The organism is Streptomyces sp. GB4-14, from assembly GCF_022696125.1.
GTDB lineage: Bacteria > Actinomycetota > Actinomycetes > Streptomycetales > Streptomycetaceae > Streptomyces > Streptomyces werraensis.
This window is the reverse complement of record NZ_RZHO01000002.1, coordinates 4,845,389-4,868,764: the sequence shown is the minus strand read 5'-3', so window position 1 is coordinate 4,868,764 and position 23,376 is coordinate 4,845,389. Positions and strand designations below refer to the sequence as shown.

The following is a 23,376-nucleotide window of genomic DNA, read 5'->3' as shown; positions in this document are numbered from 1 at the left end:
CGCGCCTACGACGAAGGCGGCGGTCCCGTGGTCACGGGGTCGCCGCCTTCGTCATGTGGTCCGTCGCACGGACCGGTGACGCTCAGCTGAACGAGTCACCGCAGGCGCAGGAACCCGTGGCGTTCGGGTTGTCGATCGTGAAGCCCTGCTTCTCGATGGTGTCGACGAAGTCGATGGTGGCGCCGCCCAGGTACGGGGCGCTCATGCGGTCGGTGACGACCTTCACACCGCCGAAGTCCTTCACCACGTCGCCGTCGAGCGAGCGCTCGTCGAAGAAGAGCTGGTAGCGCAGGCCGGAGCAGCCGCCGGGCTGGACGGCCACGCGCAGGGCGAGGTCGTCACGGCCTTCCTGGTCGAGCAGGGCCTTGACCTTGGACGCGGCGGCGTCGGTCAGGATGATGCCGTCGGTGACGGTGGTGGTCTCGTCCGATACGGACATCTACATCTCTCCCGGGTTGTACGGAGACTGCTTGCCGACGGTTGCAACCGACGGGGCCGCGGATTCATTCCGGGCCGGGCGCGTCTTTTCCTCGGCTCCCTCCTCATGCTCGCACACGCCGTGCGGAGCGGAAACCGTCGCCGGCCGGGGCCCGCGGGGAATGAACGGGCGGCCGCCGGGATTCACGTCACATGGACGCTATGGCCATCGTCAAAGTGACGTGAACCGGTTATGATAGATAGCGTCATTTCGACGAGAAGTCGCCAGAACAGAAAGGGTGCGTGTCGTGACCACCGCCCAGACCCCGGAGCTCGACGTCCAGCCGACGCCCCTCGCCCTGCTGCTCCTCGGCCGCGAGGCCGACCCGAGGAGCGAGCGCGGTGTGGAGTGCCCCGGCGACCTCCCCTCCCCCTCCGACCCGGACCTGGTGGAGCGCGCCCGCGCGGCCAAGGAGAAGCTCGGGGACAAGGTCTTCGTCCTCGGCCACCACTACCAGCGTGACGAGGTCATCCAGTTCGCCGACGTCACGGGCGACTCCTTCAAGCTGGCGCGGGACGCGGCCGCACGCCCCCAGGCCGAGTACATCGTCTTCTGCGGTGTGCACTTCATGGCCGAGTCCGCCGACATCCTCACCGGCGACGACCAGAAGGTGGTCCTCCCCGACCTCGCGGCCGGCTGCTCCATGGCGGACATGGCCACCGCCGAGCAGGTCGCCGAGTGCTGGGACGTGCTGACCGAGGCCGGGATCGCCGAGCAGGTCGTCCCCGTCTCGTACATGAACTCCTCCGCCGACATCAAGGCCTTCACCGGCAAGCACGGCGGCACGATATGCACCTCGTCGAACGCCAAGCGCGCCCTGGACTGGGCGTTCGAGCAGGGCGAGAAGGTCCTCTTCCTCCCCGACCAGCACCTGGGCCGCAACACGGCGGTGCGGGACATGGGGATGTCGCTGGAGGACTGCGTCGTCTACAACCCGCACAAGCCGAACGGCGGACTGACCGCCGAGGAGCTGCGCGCCGCGAAGATGATCCTGTGGCGCGGCCACTGCTCGGTGCACGGCCGCTTCAGCCTGGACTCCGTCAACGAGGTCCGTGAGCGCATCCCGGGCGTCAACGTCTTGGTGCACCCCGAGTGCCGTCACGAGGTCGTCGCCGCCGCGGACCACGTCGGCTCGACCGAGTACATCATCAAGACGCTGGAGGCGGCCCCGGCCGGCTCCAAGTGGGCCATCGGCACAGAGCTGAACCTGGTCCGCCGCCTGGCGAACCGTTTCGCGTCCGAGGACAAGGAGATCGTGTTCCTCGACCGCACGGTCTGCTTCTGCTCGACGATGAACCGCATCGACCTCCCCCACCTGGTCTGGGCCCTCGAGTCCCTCGCCGAAGGCACCCTGGTCAACCGCATCGAGGTCGACAAGGAGACCGAGGCGTTCGCGAAGCTGGCGCTGGAGCGGATGCTGGCGCTGCCGTAGCCGGCCGCCCCGCCCTCACCCCGGCACGGGCTCCCGGTCGGGGTGGTCGGGGTCCAGCGAGAACAGATCGCCCTCGGACGTGCTGACGACCAGGGCGCCGTCGTGCAGCAGCACCTGCGCCGACTCCCGGCCCAGGTTCTCCGCCCGCCGGGCACGCGGCAGGGTCTCCCACAGCGGGGTTCCCTTCGAGGCGTCGAGGGCCGCGACCCGGCCGCTGGCGGTGGAGAGGTAGACCACGCGGGCCCGCGGATCGTGGGTGACGCCGGAGGGCTGTTCCAGGCTGGTGCGGGTGGTCCACAGCCGTGCGCCGGTCCGGGCCGACACCGCGGTGAGCCGGCCGGAGGAGGAGGCGGCCCACAGGACGCCGTCCGCGAGCGTCACGTCCCCCTCCAGCTCGTGCGCGAGCCGGGTCGTCGTGGAGCGGCCCGTTCCGGTGTCGACCAGCCGGATGCGCGTGTACGCGTCCCCCTCCTCGGCCTCGGACCGGTCGAGCAGGAGGACGCGCCCGTCGAACGATCCGAGGGGCACGGAGTCGTAGGGCGCCTCGGCGGTGTGCGCCGTGCCGTCGGTTCCGTCCAGGGTCAGGAGCACCCGGTGCTCCGCGGGCTCATCGCCCGGCGCGCACACAAGGGGGACGTCGGTGCCCGAGCCCGCCCAGTGGCAGTACTGCCCTTCCGGCAGCGCGGCCGTCCAACGCTCGGCGCCGGTGCGTGCCGAGCGGGCGACGAGCGTCCGGCCGCTGTCGTCGTCCGGGACGACCACGAGGTCGCCGTGGAGGTGAGCGCGGGCCTGACCGGCATTCAGGCCGCGGTGCCACAGGCGCTTTCCGGTGCGCGCGTCGAGGGCGCTGACCGAGGTCCGGATCTCGCCGCCCTGGCTGGGGAGGTACTGCTGCTCGACCACCACCGTGCCGTCCACGACCCCGAGCACCGAGAAGCCGAACTCGCCCTCGGCCGCGGCGGACGGCACCCCGTCGGCGCGCCAGACGGCCCGCCCGGTGAGCGCGTCGATCCGCAGGGGCAGCGTCCCGTCGCCCGCGCAGAACACGGCGTTTCCCTCCACCGCGCACCACGGGGCGGAGAAGACGCCCACCCCGGCCACGTCGTACGCCCGCTTCACCCCGCTCGCGGCGGGCGCCTCCACCGTCGTCTGCCATGGCCGCCAGCCGTCCGGCGGGGCGGCCCACCGGGAGGGCGCGGCGACGTCCGTGCCCTTCCGCCCGTCGTCCCCGGGGCCTGAGAGGAGGTAGGCCGTCAGCCCGAGGGCGAGCGCGACGGCGGTCCCGGACACGGCCCACAGCCTGCGGGCACGGCCCCGGCGGCGGGCGGGCGGCTCGAGCGCGGACGAGGCGTCGGGGCCGAAGCCGGAGTCGGGGGGCCCGGCGGGCCGGGTCCGCACCAGGGCCAGCTCGCCGGCGCGCAGCCGGACCGTGGACGCCTCCTCGTCACCGGTCTCCAGGAGCGCGGCCATGAACTCGGCCGCGAGGGAGCCCGGTTCGGGCCGCTCCTCGGGGTCCTTGGCCAGGCAGCGTTCCAGGACCGGGCGCAGGAGGTCCGGCACGTCGTCCAGGGCCGGGGCGTCGTGCACCACCTGGTACGCCGTCAGATAGGGGCTGTCCGCGTCGAAGGGGCCGCGGCCTGTGGCGGCGAAGACGATCAGGGCGCCCAGGGAGAACACGTCGGAGGCCGGGCCCACCGAGCGGGCGTCGGTCAGCTGCTCCGGGGACATGAACGGCGGGGTGCCGATCATCTGGCCGGTCTCGGTGAGGGTGTTGTGGTTCTCGACCGCGCGCGAGATGCCGAAGTCGATGACCCGGGGGCCGTCGTCGGCCATCAGCACGTTGGCGGGCTTGAGGTCGCGGTGGACGACCCCGGCGCGATGGATGTCCCGCAGCGCCTCCACCAGGCCGAGCGCCAGCCGCCGCAACTCGGCGCGGTTCAGCGGGCCCTCGTCGCGGATCCGCGCGGCGAGCGAGGGGCCGGGCACGTACTGGGTGGCCATCCACGGGCGTTCGGCGTCCGGGTCGGCGTCCACGACGGGCGCGGTGAAGACACCGCTCACCTTGCGGACGGCGGCGATCTCCTGGCGGAAACGGGTCCGGAAGACGGGGTCCTCGGCGTACTGGGCGTGCACCACCTTCACGGCGACCTCGCGGCCGGACCGCGACCTGCCCCGGTAGACGGCGCCCATGCCGCCGGCGCCGAGCCGGTCGAGCAGCCGGTAGCCACCGACCGACTTCGGGTCGTCCTTGCGCAGCGGCACCCCGAGCCCCTCCCCCGTGAGCCAGTTCGAGGCCCCAGCATAGGTAACGGCGAAACGGCGACGGCCGGTTCCCGAACCGGTTGTTCCGGTTCGGGAACCGGCCGTCGCCGGTCACGCGGTCAGACGGACGCGGGCCGCGTCTCGTCCGAGGAGGCGTCCGGCGCCGGCTGCTCGGGCAGGTCCGCCTTCCCGGCCCGCTTCGCCGCCCTCTTCTTCGCCCGGCGCTCCTTGCGGAGTTCCAGCATCGCGTAGAGCGTCGGGACCAGGAGCAGGGTGAGCAGGGTCGACGTGATCAGGCCGCCGATCACCACCACCGCGAGCGGCTGGGCGATGAAGCCGCCCTCGCCGGTGACGCCGAGCGCCATCGGGAGGAGGGCGAAGATCGTCGCCAGGGCCGTCATCAGAATGGGCCGCAGCCGGTGCCGGCCGCCCTCCAGGACGGCGTCGATGACGCCGTAGCCCTGCCTGCGGTACTGGTTGATCAGGTCGATCAGCACGATCGCGTTGGTGACCACGATGCCGATCAGCATCAGCATGCCGATCATCGCCGGGACACCCATCGGGGTGCCGGTGACCAGCAGCAGGCCGATCGCGCCGGTCGCCGCGAACGGGACGGACACCAGCAGGATCAGCGGCTGGGCCAGCGACCGGAAGGTGCCGACCAGCAGCATGAACACGATGGCGATGGCGGCCAGCATGGCCAGGCCCAGGTTGACGAAGGCATCGTCCTGGTCCTCGGTCACTCCGCCGATCTCGGCCGTCGCGCCCGCGGGCAGTGTCAGCTCGTTGATCTTCGCCTGGAGCGCCGTGCCCACGGCGCCCGTGTTGTCGCCGACCGGGCGGGCGGTGACGGTGGCCGCGCGCTGGCCGTCGATCCGGGTCATGGACACCGGGCCGTCCACCTGCCGGACGGTGGCGATGTCACCCAGCTTCACCGGGCCGAGACGCAGGTCGCGCAGCTGCTCGACGGTCGTGGCGGGCCGCGCCGAGCGGATCACGACGTCCCGCTCGGTGTCGTCGAGGACGGCCTTGGCCACCGGGGTGCCCTTCACCGACTGGGCGACGGCCGTCCCGAGGGTCTGGGCGTCGAAGCCGGCCGCGGCGGCCTTGTCGTTCGGCGTGACGGAGATGCGGGGCACGCTCTGCGCCAGGTCGCTGGTGACGTCGGTGACGTCGTCCAGGGAGGCCACCGCCTCGCGGACCTGCTCGGCCGCCTTGTTCAGCACCTGCGCGTCGGCCGCCTTGACGACGACGCTGAGGTCCTGGCTGCCGAAGCCGTCGCCTGCCGCCACCGTGGTGGTGCCGATGCCGTCGAGTGCGGCGAGGCCCTTCTCGATGCCGGCGCGGACGTCGTCGGAGGACGCGGAGTCCTCCAGCATGATCTGGTAGGTCGCCTGGTTGGTGTCGGTGCCGCCGCCGAAGGCCGCCATGAAGCCGGACGAGCCGACGGTCACCTGGTAGTCCTTGACGCCCTCGGTGTCCGAGAGCAGCTTCTCCACCTTCTTCGCCTGGGCGTCGGTGGCGGCCAGGCTGGTGCCGGGCCCGAGCTTCTGCGTGACGGTGAGGACCTGCTGCTCCCCCGCGTCGAAGAAGTTGGTCTTCAGCAGCGGGGCCATGGCGAAGGTGGCGATCAGCACGACCACGGCGATGGCGACGCTGGTCAGCCGGCGCCGGGTGGCGAAGCGCAGCACGGGCACGTAGGTGCGCTGGAGGCGGCTCTTCGCCTCCTTCTCCTCGGCCTGCCTGCGGGCCTCCTCGGCGTCCTCCGGGGTGCCCTTCGGCGGCCGCAGGAACCAGTACGACAGCACCGGGACGACCGTCAGCGACACCAGCAGGGACGCCAGCAGCGCGGCGGTGACGGTGAGGCTGAAGGAGCCGAACAGCTCGCCCACCATGCCGCCGACCAGGCCGATCGGCAGGAACACGGCGACGGTGGTGAGGGTGGAGGAGGTGACCGCGCCGGCCACCTCGCGCACCGCGGTCATGATCGCGGAATGGCGTTCCTCGCCGTAGCCGAGGTGCCGCTTGATGTTCTCCAGGACGACGATGGAGTCGTCGACGACCCGGCCGATGGCGATGGTCAGGCCGCCCAGGGTCAGCATGTTGAGGGACAGGTCGCGGGTCCACAGCACGATCAGCGCCAGCACCACCGACAGCGGGATGGACACCGCGGTGACGAGGGTGGAGCGGACCGACGCGAGGAAGACCAGGATCACCAGCACGGCGAAGAGCAGGCCGAGCGCGCCCTCGGTGGTGAGGCCGTCGATGGCCTTCGAGACGGCGGGGCCCTGGTCGCTGACGACCGTGAGGGTGGCGCCGTCGCCGAGGTCCTCGCGCAGCCCGGGCAGCTTCTTCTCCACGGCCTCGGAGATGGCGACGGCGCTGCCGTCGTGGTCCATGGTGGCCATCACGGCGAGGCTGGGCCTGCCGTTGGTGCGGGTCAGCGAGTCGGAGCGCGCCTCCTCCTGCCGGACCGCGGCCACGTCGCCGAGGCGGACGGGCTTGCCCTGGCCGGGGGCGGCGGTGACCATCAGGTCCTGGATCTGCCGGACGGAGGTGAAGCCCCCGCCGACCTGGACGGTGCGGTTGGCGCCGTTCTCGTCGAAGGAGCCGGCCGGGACGGTGGCGCCGCCGGCCTGGAGGGCCTGCGCGATCGACGCGCCGGTCAGGCCCGCCTTCGCGAGCTTCGCCTCGTCGGGGACCACGGTGACCTGGAGGTCCCGTACACCGTCCACCAGGACCTGGCCGACGCCGTCGATGCTCTTCAGCGCGGGCACCACCGTGCGGTCCAGCTGGTCGGCGAGCGCCTGCTGGTCCTTGTCGGAGGTGACGGCGAGCACCACGGTCGGGATGTCGTCCGTGGATCCTGCGACGACCTGCGGGTCCACCCCGGACGGCAGCCGGGCGCCGGCCCGGTTGACGGCCTGCTGCACGTCGGCGACGAGCTGCTGGGTGTTGTTGCCGTAGTCGAAGGACGCCATGATCACGGCGTTGCCCTCGCTCGCCTTCGAGGTGACGCCGGAGATGCCGTCGACGGCCTCCAGGCTGTCCTCGATGGGTTCGACGACCTGCTTCTCCACCACGTCCGGGGAGGCGCCCTGGTAGGGCGCGATCACGGAGACCATGGGCAGTTCGATGGTGGGCAGGAGCTGCTGCTTGAGCTGGGGTATCGCGATCGCCCCGAAGACGAGCGCGATGATCGACATCAGTCCGATCAGCGCCCGTTGCGCGAGGCTGAATCTGGACAGCCAGGACATGGGTCAGGGTCTCTTTTCCGTGGAGCGGCGAAAGTCCGGCAGACGGGCGCACGCACAGTGGGCGGCCCGCTCTACACCCTGGGCCATGGCCGAGTGCCGATCCGTGGTCCCGAGGTCCGATTCTTCACACGGCGCCTACTCCCGCCGCAGTACTCCCGGCTACGCCTGGTCCGTCCTCGGACGGACCAGCCCGGACTCGTAGGCGATGACCACGAGCTGGGCCCGGTCGCGGGCGCCCAGCTTGGCCATGGCGCGGTTGACGTGGGTCTTCACGGTGAGCGGGCTGACCTCGAGGCGTTCGGCGATCTCGTCGTTGGAGTGGCCGCCGGCCACCTGGACCAGCACCTCCCGCTCCCGCACGGTGAGCGAGTCGAGCCGCTCGGCCCGCTCGGGGTCGCGGTCGGGGCCGGGCGGGCCGTCCTGGGCGAGGAAGCGGGCGATCAGGCCCTTGGTGGCCTGCGGGGACAGCAGCGCCTCTCCCCCGGCGGCGATGCGGACGGCGCTCAGCATCTCGCCGGGCTCGGAGCCTTTGCCGAGAAAGCCGGAGGCGCCGGCCCGCAGCGACTGCACCACGTAGTCGTCGACCTCGAAGGTCGTCAGTATGACCACCCGCACCCCGTCGAGCGCGGGGTCGGAGCTGATCTCGCGGGTGGCGGCGAGCCCGTCGGTGCCGGGCATGCGGATGTCCATGAGGACCACGTCGGGCCGGTGTTCGCGGGCCAGCCGGACGGCCTCGGCGCCGTCGGACGCCTCACCCACGACCTCCATGTCCGGCTCGGAGTCGACGAGGACGCGGAAGGCGCTGCGCAGCAGTGCCTGGTCGTCGGCGAGCAGGACGCGGATCGTCATGCGGGCTCCAGCGGGGCGTCGGTCACGGGCGGCCGCCGGGGGCGGCGGAGGTGCGGGGCTCGACGGGAAGGATCGCATGCACACGGAAGCCTCCGCCGTAGCGGGGGCCGGTGGTGAGGGTGCCGCGCAGGGCGGTGACGCGTTCGCGCATGCCGAGCAGTCCGTGCCCGCCGCCCGGGGCGGGATCGTGCCCGTCGTCGTTGCCGTCGTCGAGCACGGTGACCTCGATGTGCGGTCCGACGCGTACGACGCTGACCTCGGCGCGCGCGCCGGTCCCGGCGTGCTTCTGCACGTTGGTCAGCGCCTCCTGGATGATCCGGTACGCGGCCAGGTCGACGGCGGCGGGCAGTTCGGTGCCCTGGTCGGCGCGGGCGACCTCGACGCGGAGTCCGGCGTTGCGGAAGGTGGCGGCGAGCTCGTCGAGGCGGTCGAGTCCGGGAGCGGGTTCGGTGGGCGCCTCGGGGTCGCCGGACTGGCGCAGCAGGCCGACGGTGGCGCGCAGTTCGCCGAGGGCGTGGCGGCTGGCCTCGCGGACGTGGGCGAGGGCCTCCTTGGCCTGGTCGGGGCGCTTGTCCATGACGTGCGCGGCGACCCCGGCCTGCACGTTGACCAGGGCGATGTGGTGGGCGACCACGTCGTGCAGGTCGCGGGCGATGCGCAGCCGCTCCTCGGCGACCCGGCGGCGGGCCTCCTCCTCGCGGGTGCGTTCGGCCCGTTCGGCGCGCTCGCGGATGGCCTGGACGAAGGCGCGGCGGCTGCGGACGGCGTCGCCGGCGGTGGCGCCGATGCCGGTCCAGGCGAGGATCGCCAGGTTCTCCTGGGCGTACCAGGGCAGGGGTCCGGCGGCCATGGCGGCGCCGGTGAGGACGGTCATGGTGAGCAGGCCGAGCCGCCAGGTGGTGGGGCGGTCGGTGGAGGCGGCGACGGTGTAGAGGGCGATCACCGCGCACATGGCGACGGGGGCGCGCGGGTCGCCGGTGACGGACTCGACGACGGAGAGGCCGCCCGCGACGCCGAGCACCGTGCGCGGGGCGCGGCGGCGGAAGACGAGCGCGGCGGCGCCGAGCGACATCAGGACCAGGCTGAGCGGGTCGGGGGTGCGCAGCCCCCAGCTGACCCCCTCGGGGTCGTGCGGTTCGACGAAGGACCCGGCGACCATGCACAGCAGGACGCCGACGGCCAGCGCCGTGTCCACGGCGGCCGGGTGGGCCCGCGCCCGGCAGCGGACGCGTGTCAGGGTGCTCACGGCTGGTTGCGGCGACCGGGGCGGGCGCCCGTGCGGCGCGGCCCCGGCTCCCCCCTCTCTGCGGACTGCCTCTGCGTGGACGGCCGGACGCGATGGTCCCGGGGACGTCTCAGGTCCCCGGGATGAGGCCGTCGTCGGTGAGGAGGTCGCGGACCTCCTCGAGGGTGGCGTCGGGGGACGGGAGGATGAGGCCGGACGGCTCCAGGGAGTCGTCCGGCAGCGGCTCGCCCAGCTCGTGCACCTTGTCCAGCAGGGCCTGGAGCGTGGCGCGGAAGCCGGGACCGTCGCCGTTCTCCATCTCGGCGAGCAGTTCCTCGTCCAGCTTGTTCAGCTCCGGCAGCCGGCTCTCGTCCAGTGTCAGCTGCCCCTCCCCCATGATCCGTACGATCATGTCGCCCTCCTCGGCGTGGGCTACTGCTTGTCGAAGCGCGGGGTGTCCTGCGGCTGCTGCTGGGTCTGCGGCTGCGCCTGGTCCTGGCCGCCCTCGAGGGCCTGCCGGTCGCCGGAGGAGCCCCCGGCCAGCTCGGCCTTCATGCGCTGCAGTTCGAGCTCCACGTCCGTGCCGCCGGAGAGGCGGTCCAGCTCGGCCTGGATGTCGTCCTTGTGCATGCCGGACTGGTCGTCGAGGGCGCCGGAGGCGAGCAGCTCGTCGATCGCGCCGGCCCGCGCCTGGAGCTGGGCGGTCTTGTCCTCGGCCCGCTGGATGGCCAGGCCGACGTCGCCCATCTCCTCGGAGATGCCGGAGAACGCCTCGCCGATCCGGGTCTGCGCCTGGGCGGCCGTGTAGGTGGCCTTGATGGTCTCCTTCTTGGTGCGGAAGGCGTCCACCTTGGCCTGGAGGCGCTGCGCGGCCAGCGTCAGCTTCTCCTCCTCGCCCTGGAGCGTGGCGTGCTGGGTCTCCAGGTCGGTCACCTGCTGCTGGAGCGCGGCACGGCGGGACAGCGCCTCGCGGGCCAGGTCCTCGCGGCCCAGCGCGAGCGCCTTGCGGCCCTGGTCCTCCAGCTTCGACGACTGGGACTGGAGCTGGTTGAGCTGGAGCTCCAGGCGCTTGCGGCTGGTCGCCACGTCGGCGACGCCACGGCGGACCTTCTGGAGCAGTTCCAGCTGCTTCTGGTACGAGTAATCGAGGGTCTCGCGCGGGTCCTCGGCCCGGTCAAGGGCCTTGTTCGCCTTCGCGCGGAAGATCATCCCCATACGCTTCATGACACCGCTCATGGGCTTCGCGCGCCCCCTTCTGACGGACTCCAGCTCCAGTGACTGCCTCAGAACCCACAGTACGGGCCCTGCATCCATTACCGCACTGTCCGGGGACGGATGCGCTCATCCCCAAGGACGACTGAGTACCCTCCTGATCCGGCGTAGGGAGTAGGTGGCTCCCGGGGTGGCGGCCGACGGTCGTCCCGTAAGGCCCCCCGCTACGTCCCCATCTGTCCTAGGAGAGACGTCCGGTGTTGCCGGATCGTTCCCCGCGGGGCTGTGGCCCAACCCCGGCCACCCCGTACCCTTGGGTTTTGTGTTCCGTAGCCGCTCCAAGGAAGAGAAGGCACCGGGCGCCGACAAGGCGACGGTGACCGACTCCCATCAGCCCCGTCACCCCGAGGCCCCCAAGGGCCGCCCCACACCCAAGCGCAGCGTGGCCCAGTCGCAGCGCCGCAGCGTGGCCAACACGACGATGTCGCGCAAGGAGGCCGCCAAGCGTCAGCGCGAGGAGCGCCGTGCCGCACTGGAGCGTCAGCGCCAGGCGCTGGCCAGCGGCGACGAGCGGTACCTGCCCGCGCGCGACAAGGGTCCGGTGCGCCGGTTCGCCCGTGACTTCGTGGACTCGCGCTTCCACATCGCGGAGTGGTTCCTTCCGATGGCCGTGGTCATCCTCGTGCTGAGCATGGTCCAGGTGGCGCAGCTGCAGAACATCGCGCTGCTGCTGTGGCTGGTCGTCATCGTGATGATCGTGCTCGACTCGGTCGTGACGGGCTTCCGCCTGAAGAAGACGCTCGCCGAGCGCTTCCCCGACGAGAACCGGCGCGGCGCGGTGGCCTACGCGCTGATGCGCACGCTCCAGATGCGCCGGCTGCGGCTGCCCAAGCCCCAGGTGAAGCGCGGGGAGCGGCCCTGAGCACCACCCCGTTCGCGCACGGTACGACGGCGCCGGGTCCGCCGACCGGACCCGGCCGTCTGCGTGACGTCGTCCGTGAGGAGCTGGTGGCCCGCCAGCTCGAGGAGCAGATAGTCGCGCGCTTCCCGGTGGGGAAGCGGCTTCGGGTGCTCGACGTGGGCATGGGCCGGGGCGCGCAGGCGCTGCGGCTGGCCCGGGCCGGCCATCAGGTGACGGGCGTCGAGCAGGACGCCGCCTCGATCGCGGCGGCCCGCGAGGCGTTCGCCGGGGAGCCCGAGGGCATCCGGGAGCGGATGCGGATCATCGAGGGGCACGCCGGGGACACCGGTGTGCACTTCCTGCCGGGCAGTTTCGACGTCGTGCTCTGTCATGGCGTGCTCATGGACGACGTCGAGGAGCCGGACGCGCTGCTCGCGGGGGTGGCCCGGATGCTGGCGCCCGGCGGGATGCTGTCGCTGCTCGTGCGCAACGGCGACGCGGCGGCGATGCGGGCGGGTCTGTCCGGCGACTGGGCGGGGGCGCTGGCGGCGTTCTGCCCGCCGACGGCGTCGTACGGGCTGAAGCGGCTGACGTCGACGCTCGCCGGGATCGGTGCGCCGCTGCACACCTGGTACGGCGTGCGGGTCTTCACGGACACGGCGGCGGACGACGCGGTGCTGCCGGACGACCTGGACGCGGTGCTGGCGGTCGAGGACCGGGCCGGGCGGACGGACCCGTACCGTGGGGTCGCGGCGCTGCTGCACCTGTGCGGGGTCCGGGGCTGAGGGGTCAGCCCCGGAGAATCTCGGCCGCGGACACTCCGGTCCCGGTGTCACCGGTCCCGGTGGCGTCGGCTCACGCTCCTTCGCCGGCGCTCCCGCTCTCCGCCGCCGCGGCCCCGTCCGCGTGCAGGCTCATCGGGCCGTAGATCTCGGTGTCGTCCTCCAGCAGCCGCACCTGGTCCGCGCCGCCCTCCAGAAGGGCCTTCCAGTTCTCCCCGATCCAGGACTCGGCGTCCCCCTGCGTGGTGAACTCCTCCGGCGCCACCGCGGGCTCGACCTGCGTCCCGTCGGCCTTCTCGAACCGCCACGTCCATGCCGCCATGTACGCCTCCCAAGCGTGTGAGCTCACTGCACAGCAGGAGCCGGATCTTGGTCCGGCTCCTGACCAAGAGCGTAGTCGGACGGGCATCGACTGTGGGGAAAGGCGAGAATCGGGGCGTGGAACTGACTCTGCTCGGCACCGGCGCCCCGGCGGGACTGCCCCGCCCCGACTGTCCCTGCGCGGCGTGCGCGTGCGCGCTCGGACCGGACGCACGGGCGGCGACCTCGCTGCTGGTGGACGGCGCGCTGCTGCTCGACCTGACCCCCGGCGCGGCCTTCGCCGCGGCCCGTGCGGGGCGTTCACTGGGCGGGGTGCGCCAGGTGCTGCTGTCGCACCCGCACGACGGGCCCGCGGTGGAGGTGCCGGCCGGACTGCCGCAGCCGGGGCGGGTGCCGGACGGGCGTGAGCTGGCGCTGCTGACGGGGCATCGGGTGCGGGCGGTGGCACTGGACGCGCCCGGCACCGGGTACGCGGTGACCGGCCCCGACGGGCAGCGGCTGCTGTACCTGCCGCCGGGCGGCGCCCCGGCCGGTCTCGAGGCGCCCGCCGAGCCGTACGCGATGGTCGTGCTGGACGTCGTGGGCCGCCCGGACGCGCTGGCGCGGCTGCGGGAGACGGGCGCGGTGGTGCCGACGACGGACGTGATCGCGGTGCACCTGGACCACGACGTGCCGCCGGGCCCCGAGGTACGGCGCCGGCTCGCGGCGGCCGGGGCGCGCGCCGTGCCGGACGGGACGACGCTGGAGGTCGGGGCGTACGAGGACGTGCCCGACGTGCCGCGCCGCACGCTGGTGCTGGGCGGGGCGCGGTCCGGCAAGTCGGTGGAGGCGGAGCGGCGCCTGGAGTCCTTCCCCGAGGTGCTGTACGTGGCGACCGGCGGCTCGCGCAACGGCGACACCGAGTGGGCGGCGCGGGTGTCCGCGCACCAGGAGCGGCGGCCGGGATCCTGGCGGACCGTGGAGACCTGCGACCTGGTGCCCCTGCTCAAGGACGACGGCCCGCCGCTCCTGGTGGACTGCCTGTCGCTGTGGCTGACGGACGCGATGGACGCGGTGGGCGCCTGGGACGACGCGGAGTGGGCGGACGGCGGCGAGCGCGCCCTCCGTGACCGCGTGCGGGCCCTCACGGACGCGGTCCGCGAGACCCGCCGCACGGTGGTCGCGGTCTCCAACGAGGTCGGCTCCGGCATCGTCCCCGCCACCGCGTCGGGCCGTCGCTACCGCGACGAACTCGGCCGTCTGAACACGGCGTTCGCGGCGGAGTGCGAGCAGGTGCTGCTGGTGGTGGCGGGTCAGGCGCTGGTGCTGCGGGGCTGAGCCGGCGGGGACCGCCGGCCATCACGCCACCGGCTCGCCGGCACCCGACAGCGGCTCGTCGAGCCCACGGCTCCAGGCGCGCCGCCGGTACTCGGCACGGCTCTTCGGTGCGCACGGGCCGCGAAGCCGCGGCCGGGCCGGCTCGCGCGCCGCGTCTCCCGGGTGACGGGCTGTCAGTGCCGCGCGCGGGACGGCGCCGAGGGCCGCAGCTCGCTCCCGTGTCTTCGCGCGTGGCGACCGGGCGCTGTGGCCCTCCCGCCGCCCGCGTGCGAGGCGTCCACGGCGCCCGGGGCCGCCACCCGGGCTTCCGGCCGGCCGCCAGGCGCACGGCCCTCGCACAGGACCGGCGAACGGGCAGCGGGCGGCTTGGACATGGCCTGGGCGGTGAGGGGGACGGCCGGGTGCGGGGGCACGGGGTGCCGCAGGAGGCTTTGTGACGCACCGTGTGCGGGGCGCGGGCGCGCGTGCGTCACCGTTTCGGTTTGCGGGCGATCACGCGGTAGCTGTTGGCGAGCGGGGTGTGGCGGGCCAGGGGGGAGAGGGCCAGGTCGGCCATGGCGGCGGCGATCACCAGGGGGGTGCCGGCGCGCAGCAGTGCGGTGCGCAGGCGCTGCTCGGCCGGGGAGGGCGGGATCGCCCGCCAGGGGGTGTCCGGGGCGGGGAGGGCGTGGGAGAGGGCGAGGGCCGTGAGGCCGGCCAGGTCGTGGGGGACGTGGGCGGCGCGGTGGCCGGCGGTGACGATCTCGCAGCCGCGCGCCTCGAGTTCCTCGCGGAGGTTGCGGCGGGGCAGCAGGTGCAGCCGGCGGGGCTGGTCGTAGGGCAGCCACCAGCGGCCGAACAGGGCGGCGTACGCACAGCGCGGGTCGAGGGTCTCGATCAGCAGGTGCCCGCCGGGGCGCAGGGCGTCGAGGGCGGCGTGCAGTTCGGCGCGCGGGTCGGTGGTGCGCTCCAGGTGGTGCAGCAGGCTGACGACGTCGTAGCGGCCGGCCAGCCGGGCCAGCACCCCGGGGTCGGCGAGCGGCCCCACGTGCGCCTCCTCGATCCGGCCGAGTTCCCGGGCCCGCTCGACGCGGGGGGTGAGGTCGGTGCCGTCGAAGGCCGTGTAGGGGAAGAACTCCCGCGCGGTGTCCGGGAACCGGGCGAGTCCCGTGCCCACGTCCAGCCAGCTCTCCGGTTCGCCGAACGGCAGCATCGCGCGGGCCGTGGCGCGGCGGCGGTGGCGTACGGCGTGCAGGGCGAGGACCCGTTCGGTGGCGGGGTCGCGGGGGGCGCCGCGCACCGCGCGCCGGTAGAAGGCCAGGCCTTCGGGGGTGAGCCGGGGGTTCTGGAAGGTATGGCCGCAGTCGCGGCACTCGTCGACGGTGAACAGCCCGGGCCGGTGCCGGCGCAGGTCCCCCGTTCTCAGCCGGGTGCGCAGCCGCGCGGACCCGCACCAGGGGCAGTCGGGGCGGCGCGGTTCGTGCACGCGGGCGGAGCCGTGCGGGGCGGGGAACGCGGTGTCGGGGGCGGTGGCGGGCATGGGCGGCTCCCGGCGTGAGGTCGTACGGCACGCGGGTGGCGCGACGTGCGGGGACGGTCGGGGACGGACGGAGGGATCTCCGGCATTCCCGAGCAAAACGTTACGTACGGGAAGGCCTCACGGGGTGGATCACGGCCGGGGTGGCGTGGTGGGGGTGAGGGCGCGAACGCGGGGACGACCGGCGCTCCGGGGTGTTCGACGAGGGCCGGTACTGTTCGGCGAATGAGCTCGCTTAATCTCGACGACTTCACCGATCTGATCGAGCGTCCGGACGGCGGGGTGCGCCGTGACGCGGAGGAGCACCGGGCCCGTCTGGCGGTGCCGCCCGGGTCGCTGGGCCGCCTGGACGACCTGGGTGAGTGGCTGGCCGCGGCGCAGTCCTCGGTGCCGGTGCGGCCCGTGGAGCGGCCGCGGGTGGTGCTGTTCGCGGGCGACCACGGGATCGCCGAGCGGGAGGTCTCCGCGCGTCCTGCGGGCACCGCCGTGGAGCTGGTGCGGGACGTGCTGGAGGGCGGCCGGCCGGTCTCGGTGCTGGCGCGCCGGCTGGACGTGCCGGTGCGGGTGGTCGACATGGCGCTGGACTGCGACCCGGCGTCGCTGCCCGAGGACGTCGTACGCCACCGGGTGCGGCGCGGCAGCGGGCGCATCGACGTCGAGGACGCGCTGACCCTGGAGGAGGCCGAGGCGGCGTTCCGCGCGGGGATGGCCGTGGCGGACGAGGAGGCCGACTCGGGTACGGATCTGGTGGTGCTGGGCGACGTCAGCGTCGGCGGCACGACCGCGGCGGGTGTGCTGGTCGCGGCGCTGTGCGGGACGGACGCGTCGGTGGTGACCGGGCGCGGCGGTCTGCCGATCGACGACCTGGCGTGGATGCGCAAGTGTGCGGCGATCCGGGACGCGTTGCGCCGGGCGCGGCCGGTGCTGGGGGACCAGCTGCGGCTGCTGGCGACGGTGGGCGGGGCGGACCTGACCGCGATGACCGGGTTCCTGCTGCAGAGCGCGGTGCGGAAGCTGCCGGTGCTGCTGGACGGGGTGGTGACGGCGGCGTGCGCGCTGGTGGCGCAGCGGGTGGCGTTCCGGGCGCCGGATTGGTGGCTGGCGTCGCACGCGAGCGGGGAGCCGGGTCAGGCGAAGGCGCTGGACCGGATGGCGCTGGAGCCGGTGCTGACGCAGGGGGTCGCGGTGGGGGAAGGTGCCGGGGCGTTGCTGGCGTTGCCGCTGGTGCAGGCGGCGGCGGCGCTGGCCGCGGAGTTGCCGGTCCGGCAGGAACTCGTCAAGGACGCGTGAGGGTGACGCCCTCAGGGGCGGTCCGGTTTTCCGCCCAGCCAGTCCTGGACCGCCCGCGCCGGGCGCGACCACCGTCGGTCGTGGCGGTAGGCCCGGAGGATGGCCTTCGCCCGGGCGCGGTGCCGGTGGCGGTAGAAGCGTCTGGCCCACGGCGAGCCCGGCCGGGCCAGCCGCAGGGATCCGACGAGCGCCACCACCGGGACGATCACCCCGAAGACCGCGAGCCGCACCTTCCCCTTGCTCAGCGCGATCAGCGCGAAGCCGGAGTTCACCGCGACACCGGTCAGCGCGCCCGCGCGGTTCTGGAGTTCCTGCTGGGAGAGGTCGTTGACGCCGAACGGCGCGAACCCCGCCAGCAGCAGCACCACCAGCGCCGCCGTGATCACCACCATCTCCACGCTCTTGCGTCCGGCCTCGGACCAGTACACGTCGTCCAGGTGCAGGATCAGCGCGAACTCGTCCAGCACGAGCCCCGCGCCGGTCCCGAACAGCACCGCGCTGAGGTACGCACCGAAGCCGTGCCCCCCGCCCGCGACCGCGCCGAAGCCGCCGACCAGGGTGAGGATGACTCCGGGCACCACGTGGTGGATGTGCACCGAGCCGGCGGTGACGTTGCCGAAGGGGCCCTTGCCGGCCCGGATCAGGCGGGTGATGATCCGCGTGACCACGAAGGTGAGGACGAACGCGGCCAGGGCGAGGAGCAGCGGGAGCTTGCCCGGCTCGATGACGTTCCGCTCCAGCCACTGTCCCATATGCGTACTTTATTCATGCCTCCGCCCGACGCCCCGGTGACCGCCGGGTAATCTGCGCCGGTGCCCGAGCCCTCCCCCGCGTCCCCCGCGGTTCCCGCCTCCCCCGCCGACGGCCTCCGCTTCGCCTTCGGCACCCTCACCGTGCTCCCGGCCGGGCCGACCCGCTGGGACCGCCCGGCCGCGCGGGCGGGCATGCTGTGCGCGCCCGTGGTCGGCCTGGTGGTGGGCGCGCTCGCCGCCGCGACGGGACTGGTGCTGCTGTTCCTCGGGGCGGGGCCGCTGCTCGCCGCGGTGGCCTCCGTCGCCGTGCCGGCCGCGCTGACGCGGGGGCTGCACCTGGACGGGCTGGCCGACACCGCGGACGGTCTGGGCAGCGGCAAGCCCGCCGAGGACGCGCTGCGGATCATGAAGCAGTCGGACGTCGGACCGTTCGGGGTGCTCACGCTGGTGCTCGTACTGCTGGCGCAGGTGGCCGCGCTGGCGCAGGCGTACGGCGGTTCCTGGGCGCGGGGCGCGCTGGCCGCCGTGACGTCGGCGGTCGCGGCGCGGGTCGCCCTCACCCTGGCCGCGCGCACCGGTGTGCCGGCCGCACGGCCGGAGGGGCTGGGCGCGGCGGTCGCCGGCGTGGTGCCGGTGCGGGGCGCGGCGGCCGTCGCGGTCCTCGCCGCCGGGCTGCTCGCGGGCGCGGGCGCGGCGCTGGGCACGTACGACGCGGTGCGCGCCGGGCTCGCGGTGGCCGTGGCCGCCGGGGCGGCCGAAGTGCTGCTGCGACACTGTGTGCGGCGGTTCGGCGGGGTGACCGGCGACGTCTTCGGCGGGGTCGCGGAGACGGCGGCGACGACCGCGCTCGTCGTCATGTCACTGGGCTGAAACGATCGTCGTACCGCCCGGTGGACACTCCCGCCCCGCCACTGCCCTGTGGGTCGAATCGGCAGACTGACGGGGGCGTTGATGCCGGCATTGCGTCGTGCCACGGGCCGGCTGATCGACTTCGCGCTGGTGGTGACGGCGGCCGCGCTGCTGGCCGTGCTCACCTTCGACCGGATGTCCGCGCTGGTGACCGACGTGCCCGAACTGGCCGCGCGCGGCGGCTTCGACCTGCTCACCTCGCGCGGCGACGTGCTGGACGCGTCCGCCGGCCTCGGCACGTCGCTGTGGGACAAGTCGGTGGGGTACGTCCGGCAGGCGTTCGCCCTGCTGGTCGTCGCCGCCTTCCTCTACCAGTGGGCGTGCCTCGCCCCTCGCCGGGCGGACCGTCGGCAAGGCCCTGACCGGGCTGAAGGTCATGCCGCGCGCACCCGGCCGGGCGGCGCTGCGCGCGGCGGTGACCACGGCCACCGACGTCGCCGTGTAAGCGGTGGCGTGCGTGCTGCTGGTTCAGGGCGAGGTCCTGCTGTCGGTACTGGTGTGGCTGGTCGCGGTGGCGCTGTTCCTGCTGAACGCGCTGCCGGTGCTGGGCGGGCGGCGGCGCTCGCTCGCCGACCGGGTCGCCGGGACGTCGGTGGCCTCCGTGCGGCTCAGCAGGTTCGCCGCCACGCGTCGAGTGGGTACCTCTTGAGCAGCGAACTCAGCCGGAGACGGCGGGAGTCGGCGCAGAAACGGCCGGTGGGCAGCTCGTACTCGGCGTGGAAGACGGCCTTGCCCGCCTCCACGAAGGGGGTGAGCCGCTCGCACTCGCCGTACTGGGCGCACTGCTCGTTGACGGCGAAGTCGAAGTCGCCGACCAGCTCCGGGATCTGGTCCAGGTCGTTCTTCAGGCCGACGGCCATGCCGCGCTCGTGCGCGAGCCGGGCGATCAGCCGGTTGTAGCGGAGCTGGTCGGCGGCGGTGAGCGGGAAGCCGGTGCGGTTGCGGTAGCCGTCCATGTTGTCCGGCTCCACCGCGTCGAAGCCCTTGTCCCGGCACATGTCGAGGCGTTCGGCCATCAGCGGCTCCAGGACGTCGGTGCGGCGGATGTCGAGCCAGCGCTCGCCCTCCCAGCCGTTACTCCTGCCGATCACGGACCCGGGGAAGTCGCCGGCGTCCGGGCGGAAGTCCTCCCAGGCCCCGGTGGACAGGTAGCAGACGACCTTGCGGCCGTCACGGTGCAGCGCGTCGACGGTCTCCTTCGAGTGGTGGAAGCCGTCGATGTCGTACACGGGGACGTCGACGGAGGTGTCCAGGCGGCCGGTGAGCTGCCACTGCCAGTCCAGGCCGGGCCGCGGCCGCCACCACTCCCCCGACGCTTCTCCCGACGGCCCCGCGTCCGTGCCGCCGGAACCGCCGGAACACCCCGTCAGCACCAGGGCCAGCAGGACGACAGCCACGCACGCTCTTCTCACCGGACGCTCCCCACCTCACGGCCGCCGCACCCCTGCGGCACGACGGCACCCCCATGATCGCGCGGGCATCCCCGGGCCGTCGCGGGGCACCCGCCGCGCCGGGACGTGCGCGCACCGGCCATGAGTGCGTGCGCACACGCGCGTAGGCTCGGGGCCGAGTGTTTCGCCGCACCGGGGGCGCCCCCGCCGGGAGCGCACCCGGACGTCACGATTAGGGTCGGCTGCCGGGCCCGGTCGACCCACACCCTTCGGCCACTGAAACTTCACATCGGAAGCGAGAATTCACCACCGTGACTGCTCTGACTCTCAGCACCGCCGCGGTCGCCGGCCTGCGCGCCGACGCGATCGTGATCGGTGTCGCCAAGAGCTCCGCGTCCAAGCCCGGAGGACCCGTCGTCGCTCCGGGCGCCGAGGCCGTGGACCAGGCGTACGACGGCAACCTGGCCGGTGTCCTGGAGACCCTCGGCGCGTCCGGTGCCGAGGGCGAGGTGACCAAGCTCCCCGCGCCGGCCGGCTTCAAGGCCCCGCTCGTCGTGGCGGTGGGCCTGGGCGCCCAGCCCCGGGAGAACTCCGGCTACGACGCCGAGGCGCTGCGCAAGGCGGCCGGCGCCGCCGCCCGCGCCCTCACCGGCACGAAGAAGGCCGCGTTCGCGCTGCCCCTGGCGGACGCCGCCGACGCCGGCGCGGTCGCCGAGGGCGTGCTGCTCGGCGCGTACTCCTTCGACGCCTACAAGGACAAGGGCGACGCGAAGAACGGCAAGAACGGCAAGGCCCCGCTCGCCGAGGCCGCGCTGCTCGGCGGCAAGCCCCGCGACAAGGCGTACAAGGCGGCCGTCGAGCGCGCCGTCGCCGTGTCCGAGGAGCTCAACCGGGCCCGCGACCTGATCAACACCCCGCCGAACGACCTCAACCCCGAGGCGTTCGCGGCGATCGCGCAGGCGGCGGCGAAGGAGCACGGCATCAAGGTGCAGGTGCTCGACGAGAAGGCCCTCGTCAAGGGCGGCTACGGCGGCATCCTCGGCGTCGGCGCCGGCTCGGCGTCCGGTCCGCGCCTGGTGAAGCTGTCGTACACCTCGTCCAAGGCGAAGAAGCACCTCGCGCTGGTCGGCAAGGGCATCACCTACGACTCGGGCGGCATCTCGCTGAAGCCGGCCGGCCACAACGAGACGATGAAGTGCGACATGAGCGGCGCCGCCGCCGTGTTCGCCGCGGTCGTCGCCGCCGCGCGTCTCGGCCTGGAGGCCAACGTCACCGGCTGGCTGGCGCTGGCGGAGAACATGCCCTCCGGCTCGGCGACCCGCCCGGGCGACGTGCTGCGCATGTACAGCGGCAAGACCGTCGAGGTGCTCAACACCGACGCCGAGGGCCGGCTGGTCCTGGCGGACGCGCTGTGGGCCGCGTCGCAGGAGAAGCCGGACGCGATCGTGGACGTGGCGACGCTGACCGGCGCGATGGTGCTGGCGCTGGGCAGCCGGACCTTCGGCATCATGGCCAACGACGACGACTTCCGCGCCGTGGTGCAGGAGGCCGCCGAGGAGGCGGGCGAGCCGGCCTGGCCGATGCCGCTGCCGGAGCACCTGCGCAAGGGCATGGAGTCGTCGACGGCCGACATCGCCAACATGGGCGAGCGGATGGGCGGCGGCCTGGTCGCCGGCCTGTTCCTGCGTGAGTTCGTCGGCGAGGGCATCACCTGGGCCCACCTCGACATCGCGGGCCCGGCCTTCAACGAGGGCGGTCCCTTCGGCTACACCCCCAAGGGCGGCACCGGATCCGCGGTGCGCACCCTGGTGCGGCTCGCGGAGCGGGCCGCCGCGGGCGAGCTGAGCTGACACGTCCTCGGGTGACGGGCCTCGTACGCGGGTGCGACGGGGCCCCCTCACCCGGGAGTGGGACGTCTCACACCACGGCCCGGCGTCTCGTACGGCCCCGACAAGTGCGAGGATAGGGCTCGGCAGGACAGGGCCCCACACAAGGGCCGAGAACATAGAGCGGCCGGACACCAGCCGCCGACCGGTCACTGGAGACCGGCGTGGCGCACATGCATGGAGGACGTGACGTGGCGAACGACGCCAGCACCGTTTTCGACCTAGTGATCCTCGGCGGTGGCAGCGGTGGGTACGCCGCGGCCCTGCGCGGGGCTCAGCTGGGCCTGGACGTCGCCCTGATCGAGAAGGGCAAGGTCGGCGGTACCTGCCTGCACAACGGATGCATCCCCACCAAGGCCCTGCTGCACGCGGGTGAGATCGCCGACCAGGCCCGCGAGAGCGAGCAGTTCGGTGTGAAGGCCACCTTCGAGGGCATCGACATCGCGGCCGTCCACAAGTACAAGGACGACGTGATCGCCGGCCTGTACAAGGGTCTGCAGGGGCTGATCGCCTCCCGCAAGATCACCTACATCGAGGGCGAGGGCCGGCTGTCCTCCCCCACCTCCGTCGACGTGAACGGCCAGCGTGTCCAGGGCCGCCACGTCCTGCTGGCGACCGGCTCCGTGCCGAAGTCGCTGCCGGGTCTGCAGATCGACGGCGACCGGATCATCTCCTCCGACCACGCCCTGGTCCTGGACCGCGTGCCCAAGTCCGCGATCGTCCTGGGCGGCGGCGTCATCGGGGTCGAGTTCGCGTCCGCGTGGAAGTCGTTCGGCACCGACGTCACCATCATCGAGGGCATGAAGCACCTCGTCCCGGTCGAGGACGAGAACAGCTCCAAGCTGCTCGAGCGCGCGTTCCGCAAGCGCGGCATCAAGTTCAACCTGGGCACCTTCTTCGAGAAGGCCGAGTACACCCAGGACGGCGTCAAGGTCACCCTGGCGGACGGCAAGACGTTCGAGGCCGAGGTCCTGCTCGTCGCCGTCGGCCGCGGCCCGGTCTCGCAGGGCCTGGGCTACGAGGAGGCCGGGGTCGCCATGGACCGCGGCTACGTCCTGGTCGACGAGTACATGCGCACCAACGTCCCGACGATCTCGGCCGTCGGTGACCTCGTCCCGACGCTCCAGCTCGCGCACGTCGGCTTCGCCGAGGGCATCCTGGTCGCGGAGCGTCTGGCCGGTCTGAAGACCGTCCCGATCGACTACGACGGCGTCCCGCGGGTGACGTACTGCCACCCCGAGGTCGCCTCCGTCGGCATCACCGAGGCCAAGGCCAAGGAGATCTACGGCGCGGACAAGGTCGTCGCTCTGAAGTACAACCTCGCGGGCAACGGCAGGAGCAAGATCCTGAAGACCGCGGGCGAGATCAAGCTCGTCCAGGTCAAGGACGGTGCGGTGGTCGGCGTCCACATGGTCGGCGACCGTATGGGCGAGCAGGTCGGCGAGGCCCAGCTGATCTACAACTGGGAGGCGCTGCCGGCCGAGGTGGCCCAGCTCGTCCACGCCCACCCGACGCAGAACGAGGCGCTCGGCGAGGCCCACCTGGCCCTGGCCGGCAAGCCCCTCCACTCCCACGACTGAGCCATCGGTCACCGGG

The 23,376-nt window shown here is 73.3% G+C and carries 21 protein-coding genes; 9 read left to right on the top strand and 12 right to left on the bottom strand.

What is annotated here, in order from left to right; all coding sequences use genetic code 11:
• Window positions 1-82: 82 nt before the first annotated feature.
• Window positions 83-439 carry a HesB/IscA family protein gene (locus ELQ39_RS23480; protein ID WP_190000258.1) on the bottom strand — a complete coding sequence of 119 codons (357 nt, stop codon included), beginning with the start codon at window positions 437-439 and terminating at the stop codon, window positions 83-85.
• A gap of 286 nt (window positions 440-725) precedes the next feature.
• Here ELQ39_RS23480 and nadA point away from each other — a divergent pair, with 286 nt between their 5' ends.
• On the top strand, window positions 726-1,910 hold the full coding sequence (nadA, locus tag ELQ39_RS23475) for a quinolinate synthase NadA (protein ID WP_190000259.1): 1,185 nt from the start codon (window positions 726-728) through the stop codon (window positions 1,908-1,910).
• A gap of 15 nt (window positions 1,911-1,925) precedes the next feature.
• On the opposite strand, the gene ELQ39_RS23470 is transcribed toward nadA, so the two are convergent.
• The 6 genes from ELQ39_RS23470 to ELQ39_RS23445 form a co-directional block, all read right to left on the bottom strand.
• Entirely contained in the window at window positions 1,926-4,172 is a 2,247-nt protein-coding gene (locus ELQ39_RS23470) for a protein kinase domain-containing protein (RefSeq protein WP_242593807.1), read from the bottom strand.
• A gap of 119 nt (window positions 4,173-4,291) precedes the next feature.
• Entirely contained in the window at window positions 4,292-7,429 is a 3,138-nt protein-coding gene (locus ELQ39_RS23465) for an efflux RND transporter permease subunit (RefSeq protein WP_190000261.1), read from the bottom strand.
• Window positions 7,430-7,588: 159 nt separating this feature from the next.
• Window positions 7,589-8,278 (bottom strand): response regulator, encoded by a 690-nt coding sequence (locus tag ELQ39_RS23460; RefSeq protein ID WP_190000262.1) that lies wholly within the window; start codon window positions 8,276-8,278, stop codon window positions 7,589-7,591.
• A gap of 22 nt (window positions 8,279-8,300) precedes the next feature.
• The gene (locus ELQ39_RS23455; protein ID WP_190000263.1) at window positions 8,301-9,524 is read right to left on the bottom strand and encodes a sensor histidine kinase; all 1,224 of its coding nucleotides are present in this window, start codon (window positions 9,522-9,524) and stop codon (window positions 8,301-8,303) included.
• A 109-nt stretch (window positions 9,525-9,633) separates the two neighbouring features.
• A complete protein-coding gene (gene pspAA / locus ELQ39_RS23450) occupies window positions 9,634-9,915 on the bottom strand; it encodes a PspA-associated protein PspAA (protein ID WP_190000264.1) in 282 nt (93 codons plus the stop codon).
• Window positions 9,916-9,935: 20 nt separating this feature from the next.
• Window positions 9,936-10,727, bottom strand: coding sequence for a PspA/IM30 family protein (locus ELQ39_RS23445; RefSeq protein WP_277994725.1), 792 nt, complete (start codon window positions 10,725-10,727; stop codon window positions 9,936-9,938).
• A gap of 310 nt (window positions 10,728-11,037) precedes the next feature.
• Here ELQ39_RS23445 and ELQ39_RS23440 point away from each other — a divergent pair, with 310 nt between their 5' ends.
• Together ELQ39_RS23440 and ELQ39_RS23435 are read left to right on the top strand one after the other, a co-directional pair.
• On the top strand, window positions 11,038-11,637 hold the full coding sequence (locus tag ELQ39_RS23440; protein ID WP_337662551.1) for a DUF3043 domain-containing protein: 600 nt from the start codon (window positions 11,038-11,040) through the stop codon (window positions 11,635-11,637).
• A gap of 86 nt (window positions 11,638-11,723) precedes the next feature.
• Window positions 11,724-12,401, top strand: a complete 678-nt coding sequence (locus tag ELQ39_RS23435) for a methyltransferase domain-containing protein (protein ID WP_190000265.1) — start codon at window positions 11,724-11,726, stop codon at window positions 12,399-12,401.
• Between the two features lie 70 nt (window positions 12,402-12,471).
• Here ELQ39_RS23435 and ELQ39_RS23430 read toward each other — a convergent pair whose 3' ends face one another.
• A complete protein-coding gene (locus tag ELQ39_RS23430; protein ID WP_190000266.1) occupies window positions 12,472-12,720 on the bottom strand; it encodes a hypothetical protein in 249 nt (82 codons plus the stop codon).
• A 116-nt stretch (window positions 12,721-12,836) separates the two neighbouring features.
• Between ELQ39_RS23430 and ELQ39_RS23425 the strand changes: the two genes are divergently transcribed.
• Entirely contained in the window at window positions 12,837-14,036 is a 1,200-nt protein-coding gene (locus tag ELQ39_RS23425) for a bifunctional adenosylcobinamide kinase/adenosylcobinamide-phosphate guanylyltransferase (RefSeq protein ID WP_190000267.1), read from the top strand.
• A 469-nt stretch (window positions 14,037-14,505) separates the two neighbouring features.
• Here ELQ39_RS23425 and ELQ39_RS23420 read toward each other — a convergent pair whose 3' ends face one another.
• Window positions 14,506-15,555, bottom strand: coding sequence for a class I SAM-dependent methyltransferase (locus ELQ39_RS23420; protein ID WP_190000268.1), 1,050 nt, complete (start codon window positions 15,553-15,555; stop codon window positions 14,506-14,508).
• A 222-nt stretch (window positions 15,556-15,777) separates the two neighbouring features.
• Between ELQ39_RS23420 and cobT the strand changes: the two genes are divergently transcribed.
• The gene (cobT, locus tag ELQ39_RS23415) at window positions 15,778-16,842 is read left to right on the top strand and encodes a nicotinate-nucleotide--dimethylbenzimidazole phosphoribosyltransferase (protein ID WP_242593806.1); all 1,065 of its coding nucleotides are present in this window, start codon (window positions 15,778-15,780) and stop codon (window positions 16,840-16,842) included.
• Between the two features lie 11 nt (window positions 16,843-16,853).
• On the opposite strand, the gene ELQ39_RS23410 is transcribed toward cobT, so the two are convergent.
• The gene (locus ELQ39_RS23410; RefSeq protein ID WP_242593805.1) at window positions 16,854-17,594 is read right to left on the bottom strand and encodes a hypothetical protein; all 741 of its coding nucleotides are present in this window, start codon (window positions 17,592-17,594) and stop codon (window positions 16,854-16,856) included.
• A gap of 60 nt (window positions 17,595-17,654) precedes the next feature.
• Between ELQ39_RS23410 and ELQ39_RS23405 the strand changes: the two genes are divergently transcribed.
• Window positions 17,655-18,464, top strand: coding sequence for an adenosylcobinamide-GDP ribazoletransferase (locus ELQ39_RS23405; protein WP_242593804.1), 810 nt, complete (start codon window positions 17,655-17,657; stop codon window positions 18,462-18,464).
• Here the strand turns inward: ELQ39_RS23405 and ELQ39_RS23400 are convergent.
• Window positions 18,453-18,932 carry a hypothetical protein gene (locus ELQ39_RS23400; RefSeq protein ID WP_242593803.1) on the bottom strand — a complete coding sequence of 160 codons (480 nt, stop codon included), beginning with the start codon at window positions 18,930-18,932 and terminating at the stop codon, window positions 18,453-18,455. The two genes, ELQ39_RS23405 and ELQ39_RS23400, sit on opposite strands and share 12 nt — an antisense overlap.
• A 28-nt stretch (window positions 18,933-18,960) precedes the next feature.
• On the opposite strand from ELQ39_RS23400, the gene ELQ39_RS23395 reads away from it, so the two are divergent.
• Window positions 18,961-19,152: a hypothetical protein gene (locus ELQ39_RS23395; RefSeq protein ID WP_242593800.1), complete on the top strand. Its 192-nt coding sequence runs from the start codon at window positions 18,961-18,963 to the stop codon at window positions 19,150-19,152.
• Here the strand turns inward: ELQ39_RS23395 and ELQ39_RS23390 are convergent.
• Window positions 19,112-19,900 carry an endo alpha-1,4 polygalactosaminidase gene (locus tag ELQ39_RS23390; protein ID WP_242593799.1) on the bottom strand — a complete coding sequence of 263 codons (789 nt, stop codon included), beginning with the start codon at window positions 19,898-19,900 and terminating at the stop codon, window positions 19,112-19,114. The genes ELQ39_RS23395 and ELQ39_RS23390 overlap by 41 nt on opposite strands.
• Window positions 19,901-20,205: 305 nt before the next feature.
• On the opposite strand from ELQ39_RS23390, the gene ELQ39_RS23385 reads away from it, so the two are divergent.
• Both ELQ39_RS23385 and lpdA read left to right on the top strand, forming a co-directional pair.
• A complete protein-coding gene (locus ELQ39_RS23385) occupies window positions 20,206-21,744 on the top strand; it encodes a leucyl aminopeptidase (protein WP_190000274.1) in 1,539 nt (512 codons plus the stop codon).
• 227 nt (window positions 21,745-21,971) lie between these two features.
• Window positions 21,972-23,360 (top strand): dihydrolipoyl dehydrogenase, encoded by a 1,389-nt coding sequence (lpdA, locus tag ELQ39_RS23380; protein WP_190000275.1) that lies wholly within the window; start codon window positions 21,972-21,974, stop codon window positions 23,358-23,360.
• Window positions 23,361-23,376: the final 16 nt, after the last annotated feature.

Bases quoted from the DNA above. Each gene is read 5' to 3' on its own strand.
- ELQ39_RS23480 (WP_190000258.1), bottom strand. From the start codon at position 439: ATGTCCGTATCGGACGAGACCACCACCGTCACCGACGGCATCATCCTG.
- ELQ39_RS23465 (WP_190000261.1), bottom strand. From the start codon at position 7,429: ATGTCCTGGCTGTCCAGATTCAGCCTCGCGCAACGGGCGCTGATCGGA.
- ELQ39_RS23460 (WP_190000262.1), bottom strand. From the start codon at position 8,278: ATGACGATCCGCGTCCTGCTCGCCGACGACCAGGCACTGCTGCGCAGC.
- pspAA (WP_190000264.1), bottom strand. From the start codon at position 9,915: ATGATCGTACGGATCATGGGGGAGGGGCAGCTGACACTGGACGAGAGC.
- ELQ39_RS23445 (WP_277994725.1), bottom strand. From the start codon at position 10,727: ATGAAGCGTATGGGGATGATCTTCCGCGCGAAGGCGAACAAGGCCCTT.
- ELQ39_RS23430 (WP_190000266.1), bottom strand. From the start codon at position 12,720: ATGGCGGCATGGACGTGGCGGTTCGAGAAGGCCGACGGGACGCAGGTC.
- ELQ39_RS23420 (WP_190000268.1), bottom strand. From the start codon at position 15,555: ATGCCCGCCACCGCCCCCGACACCGCGTTCCCCGCCCCGCACGGCTCC.
- cobT (WP_242593806.1), top strand. From the start codon at position 15,778: ATGAGCTCGCTTAATCTCGACGACTTCACCGATCTGATCGAGCGTCCG.
- ELQ39_RS23410 (WP_242593805.1), bottom strand. From the start codon at position 17,594: ATGGGACAGTGGCTGGAGCGGAACGTCATCGAGCCGGGCAAGCTCCCG.